This is a genomic window from Bacillus sp. MYb78, assembly GCF_002975115.1.
Classification (GTDB): Bacteria; Bacillota; Bacilli; order Bacillales; family Bacillaceae_G; genus Bacillus_A; species Bacillus_A cereus.
The window spans coordinates 73,832-93,758 of the sequence record NZ_PCOB01000011.1; the positions used below are offsets into that span (position 1 = coordinate 73,832).

Consider the following 19,927-nt stretch of genomic DNA (forward strand, 5'->3'; position numbering starts at 1 on the left):
GCTTATTTTTGAATCATATCTTTAATTGGCGCGAATGACTTTCGGTGTTCCTCTAATACTCCATGCACTTCAATTGCCTCTAAATGTTGCTTTGTGCCATATCCCATATGTTGCTCAAATCCGTATTCAGGATACTTCTCTCCCAGTTCTTTCATCATACGATCTCTCGTTACTTTTGCGATAATGGATGCAGCTGAAATCGAAACACTTTTCGCATCACCTTTAATAATTGAAGTTTGCGGAATTGGTGTGGGAAGCTTCATCGCATCAATTAATAAATGTTGGGGTGTATAAGATAAATTTGCAACAGCATCTAACATCGCTTGTTTCGTTGCTTGGTAAATATTAATTTCATCAATAACTTGCGGTGATACAATTCCAACTCCAATTGCAATCGCTTGTACTTTTATTTCATCATAAAAACGCTCACGTTTCGCTTCACTCAGCTTTTTTGAGTCATTTAACCCTGGAATATAAAAATCCTCAGGAAGAACGACAGCTGCCGTCACAACAGGCCCAGCCAATGGCCCGCGCCCTACTTCATCAATACCTGCGATATATGTGACCCCTTTTTCACGCAAAGCATTTTCATACTTGGACATTTCAAAAAACTTCTCTTTTTCTTTCTGTTCTAACTCTTTTTGTTTATACCACTTCAAAACGAGCTTTTGAACGCCTTTTCGCTCATCTTTCATTAACAGTTGAAAGCGATCATCTTCTTCATTCATAATTTCTTTCAATACATTTTCCGCTTCTTTTATCGTCATTGTTTGCATTTATACAAGCTCCTTTTTAAACGTATCCAAAAAGAAAAGACGCACAAACGCACGTCTTATACTTCTTCTATTTTTTCCACATCTTCTACTTGCTCTGCAAACTCTTCCGGTGTCTCAAACGTCATTTTTCCAAGTTTGCCACCACGAAGCTCACGAAGTACAAGCTCAGATGTCTTATCATAATCAATCATTCCGCCGCCCATTAAGCAGCCTCTATTTTTTCCAATTGCATCGAATAATTCCACAATATCTTCTGGAATCTCATTTAAATTGTAGCGTTCTTTCAAGCGTTCTGGATAATGTTTCTCCATAAAACGTAATGCGTAAACAGCTACATCTTGTAAATTTAAAATTGAATCTTTAATTGCACCCGTCGTCGCTAAGCGAAGACCCACTAATTGATCTTCAAATTTAGGCCACAGAATACCTGGCGTATCTAACAATTCCATTTCCTTCCCAACTTTAATCCATTGTTGAGCTGTTGTCACACCTGGACGATCTCCTGTTTTAGCAATATTTTTCTTTGCCAATTTATTAATTAATGTAGATTTACCAACATTTGGTATACCTACAATTAATGCGCGAATCGCTCTCGGTCTAATACCTTTTGCAACCATTTTATCAAATTTTTCTTTAACAAGCACTTTACAAGCTGCTGCAATTTCTTTCATACCTTGTCCAGCTTGCGCATTAATCGAAATTGCCATATGGCCTTTTTCTTTAAAATATGCGATCCATTGTTTTGTTAAACGATCATCTGCCATATCCGCTTTATTTAAAACAACAAGCCTCGGCTTATGTGTAATGATTTCATCAATCATTGGGTTTCGAGATGATAATGGTAATCGAGCATCTACAAGCTCAATTACAACATCAATTAATTTTAATTTCTCCGTTACTTGGCGTCTAGCCTTCGCCATATGCCCTGGAAACCATTGAATTACCATGTTGCCACCTTCTTTTTCATTTATTTCACAATACGTGCGTCTTCTAACGGCCAATATAACATATTGGCTTTACCAATTACTTGATCCTTTGAAATCGTACCGATTGAACGGCTATCTTTACTAAAACGACGATTATCACCTAAAACAAATAATTGATCTTTTGGAACAGTTTTCTTGCCTGTCATTTCTTCAAGATTAAAATCATATGTAAGCGGTCCGTCAGCAATTTGCTTTTTCTGCTTGTCTAAATACGGCTCCTCATAAGCCTTTCCATTAACATACAGTTTATCATTACGATACTCTATTTCATCGCCTGGCAGGCCTATAATGCGCTTAATGTAATCTTTATCTTCTGTTGCTCGAAATACGATAATATCAAAGCGTTTTGGATCTCCAATGTGATAACCAATTTTATTCACAATCATTCGATCACGATCATGTAAAGTAGGTGCCATCGATACCCCGTCTACGAGAATTGGAGCAAAGAAAAACTGTCTAATAACACCAGCTAATACAACAGCAATCAAAATTGCTTTAATCCATTCCCAAAGTGAACTCTTCTCTTTTTTCATGCATTTCCCCTCCACGGTTATGTAAGCTGTTCGTATTATACCAAAATTTCATATAGATTGGAAAAAGGGAGCTTGTGCATTTACAAGCTCCCATACATGTCTTATCGAATTTCTTTAATACGTGCTTTTTTACCGCGAAGGTTACGTAAGTAGTATAACTTAGCACGACGTACTTTACCACGGCGAAGTACTTCGATTTTCGCGATTCTTGGCGTGTGAACTGGGAATGTACGCTCAACACCTACACCGTAAGAAATCTTACGAACTGTGAATGTTTCACTAATTCCGCCACCACGACGTTTAATTACAACACCTTCGAAAAGCTGAATTCTTTCACGAGTTCCCTCAACAACTTTTACGTGTACACGTAAAGTGTCACCAGGACGGAATGAAGGAAGGTCAGTTTTTAATTGGCCTTTTGTAATTTCTGCGATTAATTGTTGCATATTAAATTCTCTCCTTTAAACAGATGCTCTTATAAAGTCTTAATAAATTACAGCGGAACATCGTTAATACGGCTACTGATTTCAGTAGCACAAATGTTATAATAGCATATTACTAGGCCTGTTGCAATAGCAAATATATGAAGTTATTACTGCTCTCGCTTTATTTCCTCAAGCCATTTTTTCTCTTGTTTAGATAGATCTCTATCATCTAACAAATCAGGTCTACGCGTATACGTACGGCGCAAAGATTCCTTATGTCGCCATTCGTCAATATTTTTATGATTCCCTGACATTAATACATCCGGTACCTTCATACCACGAAAATCAGCCGGACGTGTATAATGAGGATGCTCTAATAAACCTGTACTAAACGAATCCTCCACTTGTGAAGCATGATTTCCTAGCACGCCTGGCAAGAGACGTACAACACTATCAGTAATAACCATAGAAGCTAATTCTCCACCCGTTAATACATAGTCACCAATAGAAATCTCATCCGTTACGAGATGCTCACGAATTCGTTCGTCATACCCTTCATAATGCCCACATACAAAGATCAAATGTTCTTCCTCTGCAAGCTCTTCCGCTTTCTTCTGCGTAAATCTTTCGCCCTGCGGACACATTAAGACAACTCTCGGCTTACGCTCTGTCTCTTTCGTCAAATCTTCTACAGCATCAAAAATAGGCTGAGGAGTAAGCACCATACCAGCTCCTCCGCCGTAAGGATAATCGTCTACGCTATTATGCTTACTTGTTGTATAATCACGAAAGTTAACAACACGAAGGTTTACCGCTTCTTTTTCTTGCGCCTTCTTTAATATAGAAGATCCAAATACACCGGTAAACATGTCTGGGAACAACGTTAAAATATCAATTTTCATTATAGCAACCCTTCCATTACATGAATGGTTACTAATTTATTTTCAATATTAACTTGAAGTACAACGTCATCAATATAAGGAATTAAAAGATCTTGACCCTTCGGACGTTTAATCACCCAAACATCATTTGCACCAGGAGAGAGAATTTCTTTGATTGTCCCTAGCGCTTCTCCTTCTTCCGTTACAACGCTGCAACCAATAATTTCGTGATAGTAGTATTCACCTTCAGCAAGTTCGCCTAACTGCTCTTCTGGTACTTTTATTAAAGAACCTTTAAACTTCTCTACTTCATCTACATTGTTATATCCTTCAAATGTTAATAAATCGAATGTCTTATGTTGGCGATGAGAAGTTACCTTCACCGGAAGGTAGTCTGTGTCTTTCTCATTCGATATGTATAGTGTGTTTCCTACTTTATATCGCTCTTCTGGAAAATCAGTACGAGAAATAACACGGATTTCTCCTCTTACGCCATGAGTATTTACAATTTTCCCTACGTTAAACCATTTTGTCATAAATAGTATGTCACCCCTGGTTTCTATATAAATTAAGCATCTCCATTTCATAGATGGAACATGCAATCTCTATTTAAATGTTAAAAAAGGGAGAGGAATAACTCCTCGCCCTTTTTACGTTTATTGAATTTCCAGTGTTACTTTTTCATCATTATGATGTCCCACTGAATACAAGAGCATTCGAATCGCTTTCGCAACTCTCCCTTGCTTTCCAATGACTTTTCCAACATCCTCAGGATGTACAGTTAATCGATACTTTATCTCTCCGTTGTAAAGTTCCTGTGTAACTTTTACATCTTCAGGATGATCGACAAGAGGCTTGACAATCGTCTCGACTAACTTCTTCATAGTCATTGCCTCAATTACTTACCTTGTTTAGATAAGTGGAATTTCTCCATGATACCTTGGTTAGAGAATAAGTTACGAACTGTATCAGATGGTTTAGCACCATTTCCTAACCATTTTAATGCTGCTTCTTCGTTGATCTTAACTTCAGCTGGTTGAGCAACTGGATTGTAAGTTCCGATTTCCTCAATGAAACGTCCGTCACGAGGAGAACGAGAATCTGCAACAACTACACGATAGAAAGGAGTTTTTTTAGCTCCCATACGTTTTAAACGAATTTTAACTGCCATTTATAAAGCACCTCCGAATTTATTTCACACAGATAATTATATTAGCAAAAAGACTATTGCTTTGTAAAGTATTTTTTCTTAACAGAGCCATCTTTTTTTCCTTACATGAATGGAAACTTCAATCCACCTAGTCCTTTTTTCTTGCCTTTTTGCATTCCAGTCATCGTCTTCATCATTTTTTTCATGTCATCGAATTGTTTGATTAGACGATTGATTTCTTGTACAGTTGTACCGCTACCTTTGGCAATGCGCTTTTTGCGACTAGCATTGATTATTTCCGGTTGTTCTCGTTCTAATTTAGTCATAGAACGAATAATTGCCTCAATATGCCCAATTTGTTTTTCATCAACTTGCGCATTTTTCAGCCCTTTAATTTTATTTGCACCAGGAAGCATTCCTAACAATTCATCAAGCGGCCCAAGTTGACGCACTTGTCCAAGTTGTTCTAGGAAATCGTCAAGCGTAAACGAAAGCGTACGCATTTTTTGCTCAAGTTCTTTTGCTTTCTCTTCATCAACTGTAGCTTGCGCTTTTTCAATCAATGTTAAGACATCGCCCATCCCTAAAATACGGGATGCCATACGCTCTGGATGGAACGCTTCAATTGCATCTAGTTTTTCACCCATACCAGCAAATTTAATCGGTGTGTTTGTTACAGCCTTAATAGATAATGCAGCACCACCGCGCGTATCACCATCTAATTTCGTTAATACAACACCTGTTAAACCTAACTGTTCATGGAAACTTTGTGCAACATTTACCGCGTCTTGTCCCGTCATCGCATCGACAACAAGGAAAATTTCATCCGGTTTCGCAACTTCTTTAACTTTCGCTAATTCATCCATTAGTTCTTCATCAATATGCAGGCGACCCGCTGTATCGATTAAAACATAATCATGATGATCTTCTTTTGCTTTTGCAATCGCTTGTTTCGCAATTTCAACAGGACTTACTTGATCTCCTAAAGAAAATACAGGCATGTCCAATTGCTTCCCTAATGTTTCAAGCTGTTTAATTGCTGCTGGACGGTAAATATCAGCTGCAACAAGCATCGGTTTACGATTATGCTTTTTACGAAGCAAATTCGCAAGCTTACCTGTCGTCGTTGTTTTACCCGCACCTTGCAGACCAACCATCATAATAACAGTCGGTGGCTTATTAGCAACAGCAATTTTGCTTTGCTCTCCGCCCATAAGTTCTGTAAGTTCTTCCTGTACAACTTTAATTACTTGTTGTCCAGGTGTCAAACTTTTCATTACATCTTGTCCGACAGCACGTTCAGACACACGCTTCACAAAATCTTTTACTACTTTAAAGTTAACATCTGCTTCTAAAAGAGCTAGACGAACTTCTCTCATCATTTCTTTCACATCGGCTTCAGAAACTTTTCCTTTGCCGCGGATTTTTTGCATTGTCTGTTGAAGTCGGTCGGCTAATCCTTCAAATGCCATATTGCCGCCCTCCTAATCTAATTTTTCGATAGCTTCAACAACTTGTTTCATTTCTTCATTCACATGCTCTTCTTCGCTGATTAGCTGTTTTAGCTTTGCAACAAGTCGCTGTCGCTCTTGAAACTTTTGAAGTAATACTAATTTTTCTTCATATTCTTCAAGCATCGCTTCAGTCCGTTTAATGTTATCATACACGGCTTGGCGACTTACATCAAATTCTTCCGCAATTTCACCAAGAGATAAATCATCTAGATAATAAAGCGACATATAACTTCTTTGTTTTTGCGTTAACAACGATTGATAAAAATCAAATAAATAGTTCATTCTCGTTGTTTTTTCGAGCATGTTGGATCATCCTTTGTTAAGTGATTTCCCTTTACATGAATTAGTTTACATGGAGTCCAAAAGAGTGTCAAGTTTTTTTCTTAACATCATATATTTTTATAGAAAAAGAAGCGGAAATACCGCTTCTTTCGCTTATACTTCTTCTGTTTCTACTAAGTTCGCAAATAAACCATACACATATTGTTCTGGATCAAACTGCTGCAAATCATCCATTTGCTCTCCTAATCCAACAAACTTCACCGGTACATCCATTTCGTTACGAATCGCTAATACAATACCACCTTTAGCAGTTCCATCTAACTTCGTTAAAACAATACCAGTTACATTCGTTGCCTCCCGGAATGTTTTCGCTTGGCTTAAACCGTTTTGTCCTGTTGTTGCATCAATAACAAGCAATACTTCATGAGGAGCACCTGGTACTTCACGCTCAATTACACGCTTCACCTTCTCTAACTCTTTCATTAAGTTTACTTTATTTTGCAAGCGTCCTGCTGTGTCACATAGTAATACATCTACCTTACGTGCTTTCGCAGCTTGTACAGCGTCATACATAACCGCCGCTGGATCAGATCCAGATCCTTGTTTAATCACTTCTACACCAACACGATCGCCCCATACTTCTAATTGTTCAATCGCCCCAGCACGGAATGTGTCTCCTGCTGCCAATAGGACTGACTTACCTTCTGATTTAAACTTATGCGCCAGTTTACCAATTGTTGTCGTTTTTCCTACACCGTTAACACCAACAAATAAAACAACCGTTAATTGGTCCTCTTGCATATTAATTTCGTTACTAAAATCGCTGTCACCTTTGTAAATTCCCACTAGTTTTTCTGAAATAACAGCTTGTACTTCTTTTGGATCTTGAATGTTACGACGTTGTACTTCTTCTTTCAATTGATCAATTAATTCCATTACCGTCGCAACGCCAACGTCTGCACCAATTAAGATTTCTTCTAACTCTTCGAAGAAATCTTCGTCCACTTTACGGTAACGATACACTAAATCATTCACTTTATCCGCAAATGAATTTCTAGTTTTTTCTAATCCGTGTTTAAATTTCTCTGTAACTGTATCCGTTTGTTTTGAAATTTTTTCTTTTAGTTTTTTAAAAAAACTCATACTTTCCCATCCTTCCTATTCACTTGCAATAAGTTCTTCTCCAGCATCTAAACGAACCGAAACAAGTTTAGATACCCCTGATTCTTGCATTGTTACACCGTACAACACATCAGACTCTTCCATTGTACCTTTTCTATGTGTAATTACAATAAACTGCGTCTCATCACTAAATTTCTTTAAATACTGTGCAAAACGAGCTACATTCGCTTCATCAAGGGCGGCCTCTACCTCATCTAGTACACAGAACGGTACTGGGCGCACTTTTAAAATACCAAATAAAAGCGCAATTGCCGTTAAAGCACGCTCTCCACCTGAAAGTAAACCTAAGTTCTGCAATTTCTTCCCTGGCGGTTGTGCTACAATATCAATACCCGTATTTAGTAAATCCTCTGGATTAGTCATTACTAAATCCGCTCTACCGCCTCCAAATAATTCAGAGAATACCGATTGAAATTCCATTCTAATGCCTTCAAACGTAGTAGAAAAGCGTTTTTTCATTTCTTCATCCATTTCGGTAATAAGCTGGTGCAATGTCGTTTTCGCTTCTTCTAGATCGTCTCTCTGCTCTAGTAAGAATGTATGACGCTCCGCTACACGTTCATATTCATCAATTGCCCCTAGGTTCACTGTACCTAACTCTTCTATGGATAATTTGATTAATTTTACTTTCTTACGCGCATCTTCTGCAGGCATTGTCATTGTATATTTTAGTTTCGCCGCTTCAAATGAAATCGTATATGTTTCACGTAAATGTTGTAATCTATTTTCCAACTCTACATCAAGTCGGTTTATTCTCACTTCTTGATCTTTCAACATTTCAAGAATATATTTATGTTTACCTGTCGTTTCTTTCAAATTGCGTTCTAAATGTTCTACTCTCTCTTGCAACGATACACGTTGTTCACGACGAGAGCGAATTAATTCTGAAGTTTGATTACGATCATACGCTTTCTTCTCAATCATATTCGTAATTTGCTCTTCACCACTTGAATTAGATGTCATTTCTTGTTTTAAGAATGCTAAATCCTCTTTCGTTTTTACAAGTGTCGCATCCGTTTCTTCTTTTTCCTTCGTCAATCGTTCAATTTTTTCTTTTTGATTAGATAAGCGTTGTTGCTTTTCAGCTGCCAGCACTTTTAATTCAGTCATTTCTTTTTGAACTTTTTCTTTCGAAGAATGTTGCTCACTTTTTTGTTTTGTTAAAGCTACAATTTTACTATCTAACTCAGTGATATCAGCTTGAAGATTCGCTAAAATCCCTTCTAACTCCTCTTTACGCCCTTGCATTTTTACTCGATCTTGTAAAAACCCTTCAATCTCTAAATCATAAATAGACAAGCGGTCATTAATACGATGTTCTTCTAATTCTAAACGATTAATCTCTTCTCTTAATTTCTGCTCTTCTACACGATCCACTTCTACAGTTTTCCTTAGTTCGCGTATTTTCACTTCTTTTTCTTGAATCTCTTGTTTTACTGCTTTAACAAAGTTTTCTAACTTCGTTGTTTTTTCTTCCATATCAGTTAACTTGCGAGTCCACTCTTCCAGTTCACGTTGGCGTCCTAATAAAGAAGATTTCGCTTGTTTTACCGCCCCACCAGTCATAGAACCGCCAGGATTCACTACGTCACCTTCAATTGTTACAATGCGATAACGGTATTGCAGTTGTTTCGCCAACTCATTTGCTCCGCGTAAATCTTTCGCAACAATAACAGTACCTAATAAATTTGAAACTACATTTTCATATTTATTGTTGTACTGCACAAGTTCTGCCGCCACACCTACAAACGATGGGTGTTGATTTACAATGCGTAATTGCTCAAATGATAACGATCTGCTTTTAATAACAGCTTGCGGTAAAAACGTTGCACGTCCATGTTTATTTTGCTTTAAAAATGCAATCGCATTACGAGCATGCTCCTCTGTTTGTACAACAATATGCTGCATCGCTGCACCTAGAGCGATTTCCATTGCAACTTCGTATTCTTTCGGAACCGTTAACAGTTCCGCAACAGCACCCTCGATACCTTGCAACCTATTTTCTCTAGCTTTCAATACTTCACGTACACCTTGATAGAAGCCAGAATAGTCTTCTTGCATCTCTTCAAGCATTTCTTTTCGAGAACGTGCCTGTTGCACAAATTGGTATGCTTGGTATAGTTTTGTTTCATTTTCACTATACTGCGTCTTACATTTCCCAAGTGCCGCCTCTGTCTTCTGTATGTTTGAGAGAATGCCAGCTACTTTTTCTTTCGCTTGTTCGTAACTTTCTACAAGTTTCGTCTTTTTCGCTGTAATTTCCATACGCATTTCTACATATTTCGCATTCTCTTCATCTAGACGCTCGTTTTTAGACGTTTGCTGTTTAGATTGTTCTTCAATCATAGATAATTCATTGCGATGACTAGCTTGTTGATTTAAAAGTTCAATATAGTCACCTTTTAAATTCTCAATCTGTTCCTCTAAATTGTCAGCAAAAGTAGCAAGCAATTGCTCATTATCATGCAATTTTTGCTCCAACTCTTTTACTTCATTCACAAATTGCATTAAAGCTTCTGTACTTGACTCAATCTCACCATCGTAAATTTTAGCTTTCTCTGTTAATTCAACAATTAACTGCTCAAGTTGCGCACAATGCGTCGTAGCATTTTGCTTTCTCTCTTTTAACAACTCGCGTTGCCCTTCTAGTTTTTCTAGCTCTTTACTAGAAAGAAGAAGTACCTCTTGCAACGAGTCTACAGACTCATCTACCGCTTGTAATTGTCCTCGTAATTCCTCAAGTTCTTCTTCACTTTTTTGTAAATTCGTTGACATTTTAGCTTCTTCGTTTTTATTATGCCCAAACTGATTTCGAAGTGCTTCCCATTTCTCATGTAATTCTTCAATTTCATGGACAATAAGCGCAGCTTCTACTTTCTCTAATTCTTCTTTATTCTCAAGATAATCTTTCGCAATAGAAGCTTGTCTTTCTAAAGGTTCTACTTGACTACTTAATTCATGAATTATATCTTGTACACGATTTAAGTTTTCTTGTGTTTCTTCTAATTTTCCTTCAGCTTTCTTTTTGCGAAGTTTGTATTTTAGTACGCCTGCCGCTTCTTCAAATACACCTCGACGCTCTTCTGACTTACTACTTAAAATCTCTTCCACTTTCCCCTGGCTAATAATTGAAAAAGCTTCTCTTCCCATACCAGAGTCCATAAATAAATCAATAATATCTTTCAATCTACATGATTGTTTATTAATATAAAAATCACTTTCACCTGAACGAGATACACGACGTGTTACACACACCTCATTGTATTCAATTGGTAAACGTTGATCTTCATTATTTAAAGTTATTGTTACTTCAGCAACATTAACCGCTCTCCTCGTATCACTGCCTGCAAAAATAATATCCTCCATCTTTGCACCACGTAATGATTTTGCAGATTGTTCACCAAGTACCCAGCGAATTGCATCAGTAATATTACTTTTCCCGCTTCCATTAGGTCCTACTACAGAAGTTACACCCGGGACAAAATCAACAGATACACGCTCAGCAAAAGACTTAAACCCTGCTATTTCTAATCTTTTTAAAAACACGAAAGGCCTTCCTCCTATTCTCCGTCGTTATAAATGTTCTCTATACAAAAACAAGCTATTATACGGATTTACCTTCTTTTTATTTACAAACAAAAAGAAAGTTTCATTCTATGCACAAGGAATCCCCCTCATTCAAAGGGGGATTCCTTATAGTTGTTCTTTTAATTTTTTCAATGCTTCTGCAGCAGCTTGTTGCTCTGCTTCTTTTTTCGACTTACCACTACCAAGACCTAAAGCTACGTTATTTAACGTAACACGTGACACAAATTCTCGATTGTGAGCTGGTCCTTTTTCTTGCAAAATTTGATACTCAACATTGCCACTACCATCACGCTGAATCAATTCTTGTAACTGACTCTTATAATCCATCACATGAGAAAAAGCACCCTCATTAATTTTCGGATATACAATTTCTTTTAAGAATTCCCAAACTGTTTCTAACCCTTGATCAAGATAAAGGGCACCAATAAACGCTTCAAAGACATCCGCTAATAAAGCTGGTCGTTCACGTCCACCTGTCATTTCTTCACCTTTTCCTAATAAAACAAGGCTACCAAATGACAATTCGTTCGCAAAACGAACAAGAGATGGCTCACATACAATAGCTGCACGTAGTTTTGTTAACTCTCCTTCGCTCATTGTCGGATATTTTTGAAACAGATACTGCGATACAGTAAGTTCCAATACTGCATCTCCAAGAAATTCAAGACGCTCATTATCTTCATGCGGTTTTTTTCGATGCTCATTCACATACGATGAATGCGTAAATGCTTGAATCAATAATTTTTCATCTGTAAACGTAATACCTATCTTTTCTTGAAACACTTTAAATGCTTCACGATATTTTGTTTCGTATTTTTTTTCTCTATATTTTCGGTACGGCATAGGTCCCTCCAGATATAAGCCAGAAAGCCCCGCTAAAAAACGGGACTTCACTTAAGCATTATAGATGACTCTCTATGTAAGTCACAGCATCGCCAACAGTAGCAATCTTTTCAGCATCTTCATCAGAAATTTCCATTTCGAATTCATCTTCTAATTGCATTACAAGTTCTACTACATCTAGGGAGTCTGCTCCTAAATCTTCCTTGAAGCTTGCAGCTGGTACTACCTCAGTCTCTTCTACTCCTAAACGATCAACGATGATTTTTGTTACGCGTTCTAAAACATCTGCCATTCCATTCACCTCCCCTCAAATATTATATTAAATATTGACCAAAAAAACTAGGTGAAATCGATTCTTTTATTACATTACCATACCGCCATCAACATTTAACGTTTGACCTGTAACATATTTGCTTTGATCAGAAGCAAAAAACGTTACAGCATTCGCGATATCTTGCGCTTCACCAAATTGAGCAGCTGGAATAACTTTTAACATTTCGGCTTTAATATTCTCATCTAGTACATCAGTCATATCAGTCGCAATAAAGCCTGGCGCAATTGCATTCACAGTAATATTTCGACTTGCTAACTCTTTTGCAGATGTTTTTGTTAATCCAATAACACCCGCTTTAGCAGCAACATAATTAGCTTGCCCTGGGTTTCCTATAACACCCACAACAGAAGCGATATTTATAATTCTACCGTGACGTTGACGCATCATATAACGAGATACTGCTTTTGTACATAAGAATACACCTTTTAAGTTTGTATTAATAACTGTATCCCATTCTTCTTCTTTCATACGCATTAATAAATTATCTTTTGTTACACCAGCATTATTTACAAGAATATCAACTTGTCCAAATGTATCTACTGTTTGTTTCACCATATTTGTAACATCATCAGCATTTGCAACATCTGCTTTTACCGCAATCGCATCAGAACCTAATTTTTTAATTTCATCTACTACTTCATTTGCTTTTTGTTCATTACCAGCATAATTTACTACTACATTTGCCCCTTGTTTCGCTAAATCGATCGCAATCGCGCGACCAATTCCACGTGAAGCGCCAGTTACTAATGCTACCTTCCCTTTTAACATCAGTTTTCTCCTCTCAAATTTGAAATGGTATCTTTTAATGTCTCTTCATCGTATATCGCATATGCTTTTACTGATGAATCAATTGACTTCATAAGTCCAGCAAGTACTTTTCCAGGTCCAATTTCAATAAATGTATCTACTCCCTGGTTCACCATATATTCAATAGACGGGTACCATAATACAGGCGAATAAAGCTGTTCGATTAACTTTTCTTGAATATCTGCACCACGTGTAATAACTTCCGCCGTAACATTTGCAATAACAGGAATATTCGTGTCATGAATTGTAATTTCATTTAAAACACTTTGGAACTTCTCAGCTGCCGGCTTCATAAGTGAAGAATGGAATGGCCCACTTACTTTTAGTGGAATCGCTCTCTTTGCACCATTTTCTTTCGCTCTTTGAGAAGCATCCTCTACGCCTTGCTTCGTTCCAGAAATCACAATTTGCTTCGTACTATTCATATTAGCGATTTGCACTGCATATCCTTCACTTGTTACTTCTTCTGTAACTTGTTTCAGCATATGTGGATCAGCACCTAATATAGCTGCCATTGCGCCTTCCCCACCTGGAACAGCTTCTTCCATATATTCACCACGTTTCCTTACAGCATATACAGCATCTTCAAAAGTTAATGCACCAGCTGCTACAAGAGCGCTATATTCACCTAAACTATGACCAGCGACAAAGTCAGGTGTAATGTCATACTCTTTCAAAGCTGTCAAAATAGCAAAACTCGTTGTTAATAATGCAGGCTGCGCATTTGTTGTTAATGTAAGCTTTTCCTGCGGTCCTTCAAAAATCACTTCTGAAAGTGAATCTTCCAACACCTCATCTGCTTTTGCAAACACTTTTGCAACCTCTTTATTATTCTCTGCTAATTGTTTACCCATTCCAACTGCCTGTGAACCTTGGCCCGGAAAAAGAAATGCTATTTTTCCCATTTCAAATCCTCCTCTTATTGGAGTGACTCTTTCTCCATTACGCTTGAAATCGTAGGAATTACTTCTTTCGCTACCATTTCTCTCGTTTGACGAATCGCACTAAATATCGACTGGTCATTAGAAGAACCGTGAGCCTTAATGACAGGTGCTTTCAATCCAAATAATGCAGCTCCTCCATACTCCGAATAATCCATTTTATCTTTTAATACCATAAGTTTTGGCTTTAATACCGCCGCTGCTAATTTGCTCGTAAATGAACTCATTAATTGTTCTTTCAACATAGAGAATAGCGCAAGTGCTGTTCCCTCTAATGATTTCAACGCTACATTCCCTGTAAAACCATCACATACAACAACATCTGCTACACCTTGCAATAAATCTCTTGATTCAACGTTCCCAACGAAATTAATTGGCGCATCTTTAAGCATTGCAAATACTTGCTTTGAAAGCTCGTTTCCTTTTCCATCCTCTGTTCCAACGTTTAATAGTCCAACGCGAGGATTTTCAATTCCTCTTACCTTCTCAGCATAAACAGATCCCATTACTGCATATTGATATAAATGAATTGGTTTTGCATCAACATTTGCTCCAACATCTAACATAACAAAACCTTTTCCATCTACAGTTGGCATTGTAGGCGATAAAGCTGGTCGCTCAATTCCTTCCATACGACCGACTACAAATAATCCAGCTGCCATTAAAGCTCCTGTACTACCTGCGGATATACAAGCGTCTGCTTCTCCATCCTTTACTTGTTGTGCCGCAAGCACCATTGAAGCTTGTTTTTTTCGACGAACCGCTCTTACTGGTTCCTCCGTTGATTCTATTTTTTCGTCTGTATGAAGAATAGTAATTCGTTCATCACTCGTTAAGTATTGACGAATTTTCTCTTCTTTCCCTACTAACGTAATATGTAAATCAGAATATTCCTTAATAGCTTTCATTGCCCCTAATACTACAGCCTTTGGAGCGTGATCTCCGCCCATTGCATCTATTGCGATTTTCATAAGTTGTTACCTTCCTCACTATAATTACTAGATCGATACATTTCAAAAGTGCCTGTAAAAACAAGTTCTTCTCCAACGAAGCTACGCACTTTGACAACCGTCCGTCCCTTATCATTCTCTACATCTTCAACGCGCGCTTTTGCAACAACACGCTCTCCTAATTTTACAGGGCGAATGTATCGAATGGTAGACTTTGCAGTTAAAGCTAATTCTTCATCAATAACCGCAACAGCTAGTGAGTTTGCTTGCGCAAACAGATGATGCCCACGGGCAATTTGATTTCTTTTAAATACATGTTCTACCTTTACTTCAAAGATAGAGATTGCATGTCTATCTAATTCAATATCAATAATTTCTCCGACAACCTCTTCTAACGGTAAAGATTTCACATCTTCTTCATGTTGCTTTGTAGCTACATGTTTAATTCTCTCTCTTAATTCAGGAATAGACAATTCCATACGATCCAGTCGTACTGTTTGTATACTCACTTGAAATTTTTCCGCTAAATCTTCATCCGTAATAAAAGGATTTGATTCGATTGTTTGTTGTAATAATTCTTGTCTTTCTTTTTTACTTCTTCTTTTCTTCATACCGCACCATCCATTTTTATGACTAGGTACTAACAGTAGTATATAATCATTAAAAGTAGAATGCAACAAAAATTTTTGTTGACTCCCTTTAATCGAGCTTCTCTCCTTGGAACACACCTGTCCCATCAAGATACGTACGCAAGGCAGCGTACTGATCATTGTGCCAAAATGCTTCTGAATCTACTAGTATCGCCGCATCTTGCCTTGCTGTTTCTAACGCTCGATAATCGTGTACCATGTCAGCAACCTTAAATTCTGGTAAGCCACTTTGCTTACTCCCAAAGAAATCTCCAGGACCTCGTAATTCTAAATCTTTTTCTGACAATACAAATCCATCATTTGTTTCAGTCATTATGCGCATTCTTTCTTTTCCTGTTTCTGATTTAGGGTCTGCTATTAATAAACAATATGATTGTTCACTACCACGCCCGACACGCCCTCTAAGCTGATGAAGCTGCGATAAACCGAAACGTTCTGCATCATAAATAACCATCACAGTCGCATTCGGTACGTTCACACCCACCTCAACAACTGTTGTCGATACAAGAATTTGCACTTTATTTTCACTAAACTGGCCCATTATCTCTTCTTTTTCCTGAGACGATAATCTCCCATGCATCAATCCAACTTGGCATTTCCCTTGGTAATGATGCGTCAGCATACTATGTAAGTCGATAGCATTTTGCACATCAAGTTTCTCAGATTCTTCAATTAGAGGACAAATAACGTATGCCTGTCTTCCTTTTTTTATTTCCTTCTCAACAAAACCGAGGACGCGATCTAACATATCATGTTTTGCCCAGTATGTTTCAATCACCTTTCTACCTGCTGGCATCTCATCGATTATCGAAACATCCATCTCTCCAAATGCAGTAATTGCAAGCGTACGCGGAATTGGTGTCGCTGTCATAAATAATACATCTGGACTTTCACCTTTCTCCCGTAAAACTCGGCGCTGCGCTACACCAAATCGATGCTGTTCATCTGTAATAACGAGACCCAACCTATGAAATATAACTTCATCTTGAATTAAAGCGTGCGTTCCAACAAGAATATCTATTTCTCCTTGCTCTAACTTCGCTAAAATTTCTCGGCGTCTTGCACCTTTAACAGAACTTGTTAGCAGTTCCACCTTCATACCAAAATGCGAAAACGTTTCAGCAAGCGACTGATAATGTTGCTCAGCTAAAATTTCTGTAGGAACCATTAAAGCACCTTGATAATGAGCTAATTTCGATGCATAAAGGCCAATCGCAGCAACAACTGTTTTCCCAGAACCAACGTCACCTTGTAATAGTCGGTTCATCCGATAAGGAGATGTCATATCTTTTAAAATTTCATCTACAACTCGGCGCTGCGCACCAGTTAACGGGAACGGCAATGCATCGATAAATTCTTGTAATTCTACTGACGGAATCTCTTTCTTCGTCCCTTTTGAATTTTCCCTCTCCATTTTCCTCAGTGTTTGCATTTTCAGCTGAAATAAGAAAAATTCCTCATATACAAAACGGCGACGCGCTTGCTTTAAATCCTCCTGTCCTACCGGAAAATGCAAAGCCTTAAGTGCTTCATATCTTGGTAATAATTTATACCGGCCTAACAAACCATCCGGTAACACTTCGACTATAGAATCTCCATATTCCTTTAACGCTTGAGCAATAAAACGACGCATCTGTTTTACTGTAAGTTTCCCCTTTACTGAGTAAACAGGCTCCACTTCTTGTTGACGTACAACTGGCCCAAAATGAAGTTCTGATACAGCAATTGTTTGACGATGTTGATCCCATTTACCAGTAATCGTTACCGTTTCATCTAACGTTAATTTTTGCTTATAGTAAGGCCTATTAAAACATACCGCCGTAATTAAATAACGACCGACGAGAACACGAACTGTTAGACGCGATTTCTTCTTACCATAATATTGCAACAAAGGAGCACTATGAACCTTCCCTTCAACCGTTACACGTTCATCATGCTTTACTTCAGCAAGATCTTTCATCGCATAATCTTCATAACGGTACGGAAAATGTTCTAATAGATGAGAAACTGTATAAATCCCCATCTCATGTAGTAACTCAGATGTTTCTCCTCCGATCCCCTTTACATCCGTAACAGGAACTTGTACAACATCATTCAAGATTCTCACACCCCGTCACATTATTTTCTTTATTGCATTTTATTTGAGTACCAATTAGCATCTGTAATCGCTCTCTTTCACCTTATATATTCTATCATAGGCATTCTAAGAGAAACTACTCAAATCCCTTATATAAAACAAGTAAAAAAGAGCCTCACTATTAGCAGCAAGGCTCTTTTCTCTCTTCAATATGCTAGCCTTTTGAATAAAAACTAGTAATAAACTTCATATTACTACTTCTTATCCATTAGCAAGTAAGTAATCCATTTATTTTCAAAACGAATCTTATCTTATTCTACAGAGAAGATGAAAGAATACACTGGTTGGTTTCCAGCATGCACTTCTACTTCTGCATCTTCAAATTTCTCTTCTACAAATTCAACTAACTCCGCTACTTCTTCGTCAGTTGCATCTTCACCTTGTAGAATCGTTACGATTTCAGAATCTTCATCAATAAGCGCTTCTAGTAATTGCTTCGCAGCTCCTACTTTTTCAGCATTTGTAGATACAATTTTTCCATCTGCAATACACATGAAGTCATCTTTTTGAATTGCTACACCATCAATTTCCGTATCACGTACAGCATACGTAATTTGACCTGTTTTCACATGAGATAAAGCTTCTTGCATGTTTTCTTCATTCTCTTCTAACGTTCCAACTGGGTTAAATGCTAACATTGCTGCCATACCTTGAGGAACTGTTTTCGAACGAACAACAATAACTTCTTGATCTACAACTGATGCCGCTTGTTCTGCTGCCATTACAATATTTCCGTTATTCGGTAAAATAATGATTTTTTCAGCATTCGCTTCTTCAATTGCCTTCACGATATCCTCCGTACTTGGATTCATCGTTTGACCACCTTCGATAACTTTCGTTGCGCCGATGCTCTCAAATAAAGTTTTAATACCAGACCCCATTGCCACAGTTACGATACCATATGGTTGTTTTTCTTTCGATTGAGCTGGTTGTTCAGGAACCATAGCAGGTTCATCTAATAAAGCAGTATGCTGTTCACGCATATTTTCTACTTTAATCTTAATTAAACTACCGTATTTTTGCCCGTAGTTCATAGCGTCTCCAGGATGTTCTGCGTGGATATGAACTTTTACAATTTCATCATCAGACACAACTAGTAGAGAATCACCATATACACTAATATCTTCACGGAATTTTTGTTCAGAGAAATTATGCTCTTTCACCTTTTCAGCCTCTAATTTCACCATGAACTCCGTACAATATCCATACTTAATATCTTCTGTACTCAATTGGCTTTGTACACTACGGTGATGTTCTGCGCGTACCATCTCATTCATAGATGTTTGCGTCGGTGCATCAGAAGAAATCGTTTCTCCTTTTAAGTCAGCTAAAAATCCTTCGTATACCACTACAAGACCTTTACCACCGCTATCTACAACGCCAACTTGTTTTAATACAGGTAATAAATCTGGCGTACGATTTAACGATGCGTTTGCTTCTTTCACAACGTCTTCCATAAACAAAACAAAGTCGCGCTGTTTTTTCGCAACTGTTACTGCATATTTACCCGTTTCTCTTGCAACCGTTAAAATCGTTCCTTCAATCGGTTTCATAACCGCTTTATAAGCCGCCTCTACTCCAGCTTCTAGTGCTGCAGCAAAATCAACTGTTGTTAATTCTTCTTTTTGTTCAATGGATTTAGAGAAACCACGGAACAACTGAGATAGAATAACTCCAGAGTTACCACGAGCTCCCATTAATAATCCTTTGGCTAAACTTACGCCGACTTTACCAGCATGCTGTGAAGGATTTGCTTTCACTTCACGCGCACCTGAAGTCATAGATAAGTTCATGTTTGTACCGGTATCGCCATCTGGAACTGGAAATACGTTTAATGCATCAACAAGCTGAACATTATTTGTTAAATTATTCGCTCCTTGCATGATCATTTGTGATAAACGTTTTCCATCAATTTTTTGAATTGACACAGATTTTCCTCCTTAATGCA

The 19,927-nt window shown here is 37.7% G+C and carries 20 protein-coding genes; all 20 read right to left on the reverse strand.

Annotated features, from left to right (window positions below; genetic code table 11):
• Positions 1-2: 2 nt before the first annotated feature.
• Positions 3-776 carry a ribonuclease HII gene (locus tag CQ064_RS20175; RefSeq protein ID WP_001194269.1) on the reverse strand — a complete coding sequence of 258 codons (774 nt, stop codon included), beginning with the start codon at positions 774-776 and terminating at the stop codon, positions 3-5.
• Between the two features lie 56 nt (positions 777-832).
• Positions 833-1,723, reverse strand: coding sequence for a ribosome biogenesis GTPase YlqF (ylqF, locus tag CQ064_RS20180; protein ID WP_000236702.1), 891 nt, complete (start codon positions 1,721-1,723; stop codon positions 833-835).
• Positions 1,724-1,743: 20 nt separating this feature from the next.
• The gene (gene lepB / locus CQ064_RS20185) at positions 1,744-2,295 is read right to left on the reverse strand and encodes a signal peptidase I (protein WP_000711852.1); all 552 of its coding nucleotides are present in this window, start codon (positions 2,293-2,295) and stop codon (positions 1,744-1,746) included.
• Positions 2,296-2,396: 101 nt separating this feature from the next.
• On the reverse strand, positions 2,397-2,741 hold the full coding sequence (rplS, locus tag CQ064_RS20190; RefSeq protein ID WP_001186516.1) for a 50S ribosomal protein L19: 345 nt from the start codon (positions 2,739-2,741) through the stop codon (positions 2,397-2,399).
• A gap of 146 nt (positions 2,742-2,887) precedes the next feature.
• Positions 2,888-3,622 carry a tRNA (guanosine(37)-N1)-methyltransferase TrmD gene (gene trmD / locus CQ064_RS20195; protein ID WP_000686899.1) on the reverse strand — a complete coding sequence of 245 codons (735 nt, stop codon included), beginning with the start codon at positions 3,620-3,622 and terminating at the stop codon, positions 2,888-2,890.
• A complete protein-coding gene (rimM, locus tag CQ064_RS20200) occupies positions 3,622-4,137 on the reverse strand; it encodes a ribosome maturation factor RimM (RefSeq protein ID WP_000170272.1) in 516 nt (171 codons plus the stop codon). The genes trmD and rimM overlap by 1 nt, the downstream gene beginning before the upstream one ends.
• 120 nt (positions 4,138-4,257) lie before the next feature.
• Positions 4,258-4,485, reverse strand: a complete 228-nt coding sequence (locus CQ064_RS20205; protein ID WP_000737399.1) for a KH domain-containing protein — start codon at positions 4,483-4,485, stop codon at positions 4,258-4,260.
• A gap of 14 nt (positions 4,486-4,499) precedes the next feature.
• Positions 4,500-4,772: a 30S ribosomal protein S16 gene (gene rpsP, locus CQ064_RS20210; protein WP_000268750.1), complete on the reverse strand. Its 273-nt coding sequence runs from the start codon at positions 4,770-4,772 to the stop codon at positions 4,500-4,502.
• Positions 4,773-4,873: 101 nt separating this feature from the next.
• The gene (ffh, locus tag CQ064_RS20215; protein WP_000863460.1) at positions 4,874-6,223 is read right to left on the reverse strand and encodes a signal recognition particle protein; all 1,350 of its coding nucleotides are present in this window, start codon (positions 6,221-6,223) and stop codon (positions 4,874-4,876) included.
• Positions 6,224-6,235: 12 nt separating this feature from the next.
• The gene (locus CQ064_RS20220) at positions 6,236-6,568 is read right to left on the reverse strand and encodes a putative DNA-binding protein (protein WP_000891062.1); all 333 of its coding nucleotides are present in this window, start codon (positions 6,566-6,568) and stop codon (positions 6,236-6,238) included.
• Positions 6,569-6,700: 132 nt separating this feature from the next.
• On the reverse strand, positions 6,701-7,690 hold the full coding sequence (gene ftsY, locus CQ064_RS20225) for a signal recognition particle-docking protein FtsY (protein ID WP_000007642.1): 990 nt from the start codon (positions 7,688-7,690) through the stop codon (positions 6,701-6,703).
• A gap of 15 nt (positions 7,691-7,705) precedes the next feature.
• Positions 7,706-11,275: a chromosome segregation protein SMC gene (smc, locus tag CQ064_RS20230; protein WP_000478997.1), complete on the reverse strand. Its 3,570-nt coding sequence runs from the start codon at positions 11,273-11,275 to the stop codon at positions 7,706-7,708.
• Positions 11,276-11,422: 147 nt separating this feature from the next.
• On the reverse strand, positions 11,423-12,160 hold the full coding sequence (rncS, locus tag CQ064_RS20235) for a ribonuclease III (RefSeq protein WP_001146875.1): 738 nt from the start codon (positions 12,158-12,160) through the stop codon (positions 11,423-11,425).
• Between the two features lie 58 nt (positions 12,161-12,218).
• Complete coding sequence (gene acpP / locus CQ064_RS20240; RefSeq protein WP_000786062.1) at positions 12,219-12,452, reverse strand: acyl carrier protein; 234 nt, start codon at positions 12,450-12,452, stop codon at positions 12,219-12,221.
• Between the two features lie 69 nt (positions 12,453-12,521).
• Positions 12,522-13,262, reverse strand: coding sequence for a 3-oxoacyl-[acyl-carrier-protein] reductase (fabG, locus tag CQ064_RS20245; protein ID WP_000911769.1), 741 nt, complete (start codon positions 13,260-13,262; stop codon positions 12,522-12,524).
• Positions 13,262-14,206, reverse strand: a complete 945-nt coding sequence (fabD, locus tag CQ064_RS20250; RefSeq protein WP_000515898.1) for an ACP S-malonyltransferase — start codon at positions 14,204-14,206, stop codon at positions 13,262-13,264. Before fabD ends, fabG begins: the two co-directional genes overlap by 1 nt.
• Positions 14,207-14,220: 14 nt before the next feature.
• Complete coding sequence (gene plsX, locus CQ064_RS20255) at positions 14,221-15,213, reverse strand: phosphate acyltransferase PlsX (protein WP_000684113.1); 993 nt, start codon at positions 15,211-15,213, stop codon at positions 14,221-14,223.
• The gene (fapR, locus tag CQ064_RS20260) at positions 15,210-15,803 is read right to left on the reverse strand and encodes a transcription factor FapR (protein WP_000747349.1); all 594 of its coding nucleotides are present in this window, start codon (positions 15,801-15,803) and stop codon (positions 15,210-15,212) included. The genes plsX and fapR overlap by 4 nt, the downstream gene beginning before the upstream one ends.
• Positions 15,804-15,891: 88 nt before the next feature.
• Entirely contained in the window at positions 15,892-17,940 is a 2,049-nt protein-coding gene (gene recG, locus CQ064_RS20265) for an ATP-dependent DNA helicase RecG (protein WP_001000823.1), read from the reverse strand.
• 290 nt (positions 17,941-18,230) lie between these two features.
• Positions 18,231-19,907 (reverse strand): DAK2 domain-containing protein, encoded by a 1,677-nt coding sequence (locus CQ064_RS20270; RefSeq protein ID WP_000027131.1) that lies wholly within the window; start codon positions 19,905-19,907, stop codon positions 18,231-18,233.
• Positions 19,908-19,927: the final 20 nt, after the last annotated feature.

What these genes read in the sequence shown, in the direction of transcription:
- CQ064_RS20175 (WP_001194269.1), bottom strand. Translation starts at nt 776, where the DNA reads ATGCAAACAATGACGATAAAAGAAGCGGAAAATGTATTGAAAGAAATT.
- ylqF (WP_000236702.1), bottom strand. Translation starts at nt 1,723, where the DNA reads ATGGTAATTCAATGGTTTCCAGGGCATATGGCGAAGGCTAGACGCCAA.
- lepB (WP_000711852.1), bottom strand. Translation starts at nt 2,295, where the DNA reads ATGAAAAAAGAGAAGAGTTCACTTTGGGAATGGATTAAAGCAATTTTG.
- rplS (WP_001186516.1), bottom strand. Translation starts at nt 2,741, where the DNA reads ATGCAACAATTAATCGCAGAAATTACAAAAGGCCAATTAAAAACTGAC.
- trmD (WP_000686899.1), bottom strand. Translation starts at nt 3,622, where the DNA reads ATGAAAATTGATATTTTAACGTTGTTCCCAGACATGTTTACCGGTGTA.
- rimM (WP_000170272.1), bottom strand. Translation starts at nt 4,137, where the DNA reads ATGACAAAATGGTTTAACGTAGGGAAAATTGTAAATACTCATGGCGTA.
- CQ064_RS20205 (WP_000737399.1), bottom strand. Translation starts at nt 4,485, where the DNA reads ATGAAGAAGTTAGTCGAGACGATTGTCAAGCCTCTTGTCGATCATCCT.
- rpsP (WP_000268750.1), bottom strand. Translation starts at nt 4,772, where the DNA reads ATGGCAGTTAAAATTCGTTTAAAACGTATGGGAGCTAAAAAAACTCCT.
- ffh (WP_000863460.1), bottom strand. Translation starts at nt 6,223, where the DNA reads ATGGCATTTGAAGGATTAGCCGACCGACTTCAACAGACAATGCAAAAA.
- CQ064_RS20220 (WP_000891062.1), bottom strand. Translation starts at nt 6,568, where the DNA reads ATGCTCGAAAAAACAACGAGAATGAACTATTTATTTGATTTTTATCAA.
- ftsY (WP_000007642.1), bottom strand. Translation starts at nt 7,690, where the DNA reads ATGAGTTTTTTTAAAAAACTAAAAGAAAAAATTTCAAAACAAACGGAT.
- rncS (WP_001146875.1), bottom strand. Translation starts at nt 12,160, where the DNA reads ATGCCGTACCGAAAATATAGAGAAAAAAAATACGAAACAAAATATCGT.
- acpP (WP_000786062.1), bottom strand. Translation starts at nt 12,452, where the DNA reads ATGGCAGATGTTTTAGAACGCGTAACAAAAATCATCGTTGATCGTTTA.
- fabG (WP_000911769.1), bottom strand. Translation starts at nt 13,262, where the DNA reads ATGTTAAAAGGGAAGGTAGCATTAGTAACTGGCGCTTCACGTGGAATT.
- fabD (WP_000515898.1), bottom strand. Translation starts at nt 14,206, where the DNA reads ATGGGAAAAATAGCATTTCTTTTTCCGGGCCAAGGTTCACAGGCAGTT.
- plsX (WP_000684113.1), bottom strand. Translation starts at nt 15,213, where the DNA reads ATGAAAATCGCAATAGATGCAATGGGCGGAGATCACGCTCCAAAGGCT.
- fapR (WP_000747349.1), bottom strand. Translation starts at nt 15,803, where the DNA reads ATGAAGAAAAGAAGAAGTAAAAAAGAAAGACAAGAATTATTACAACAA.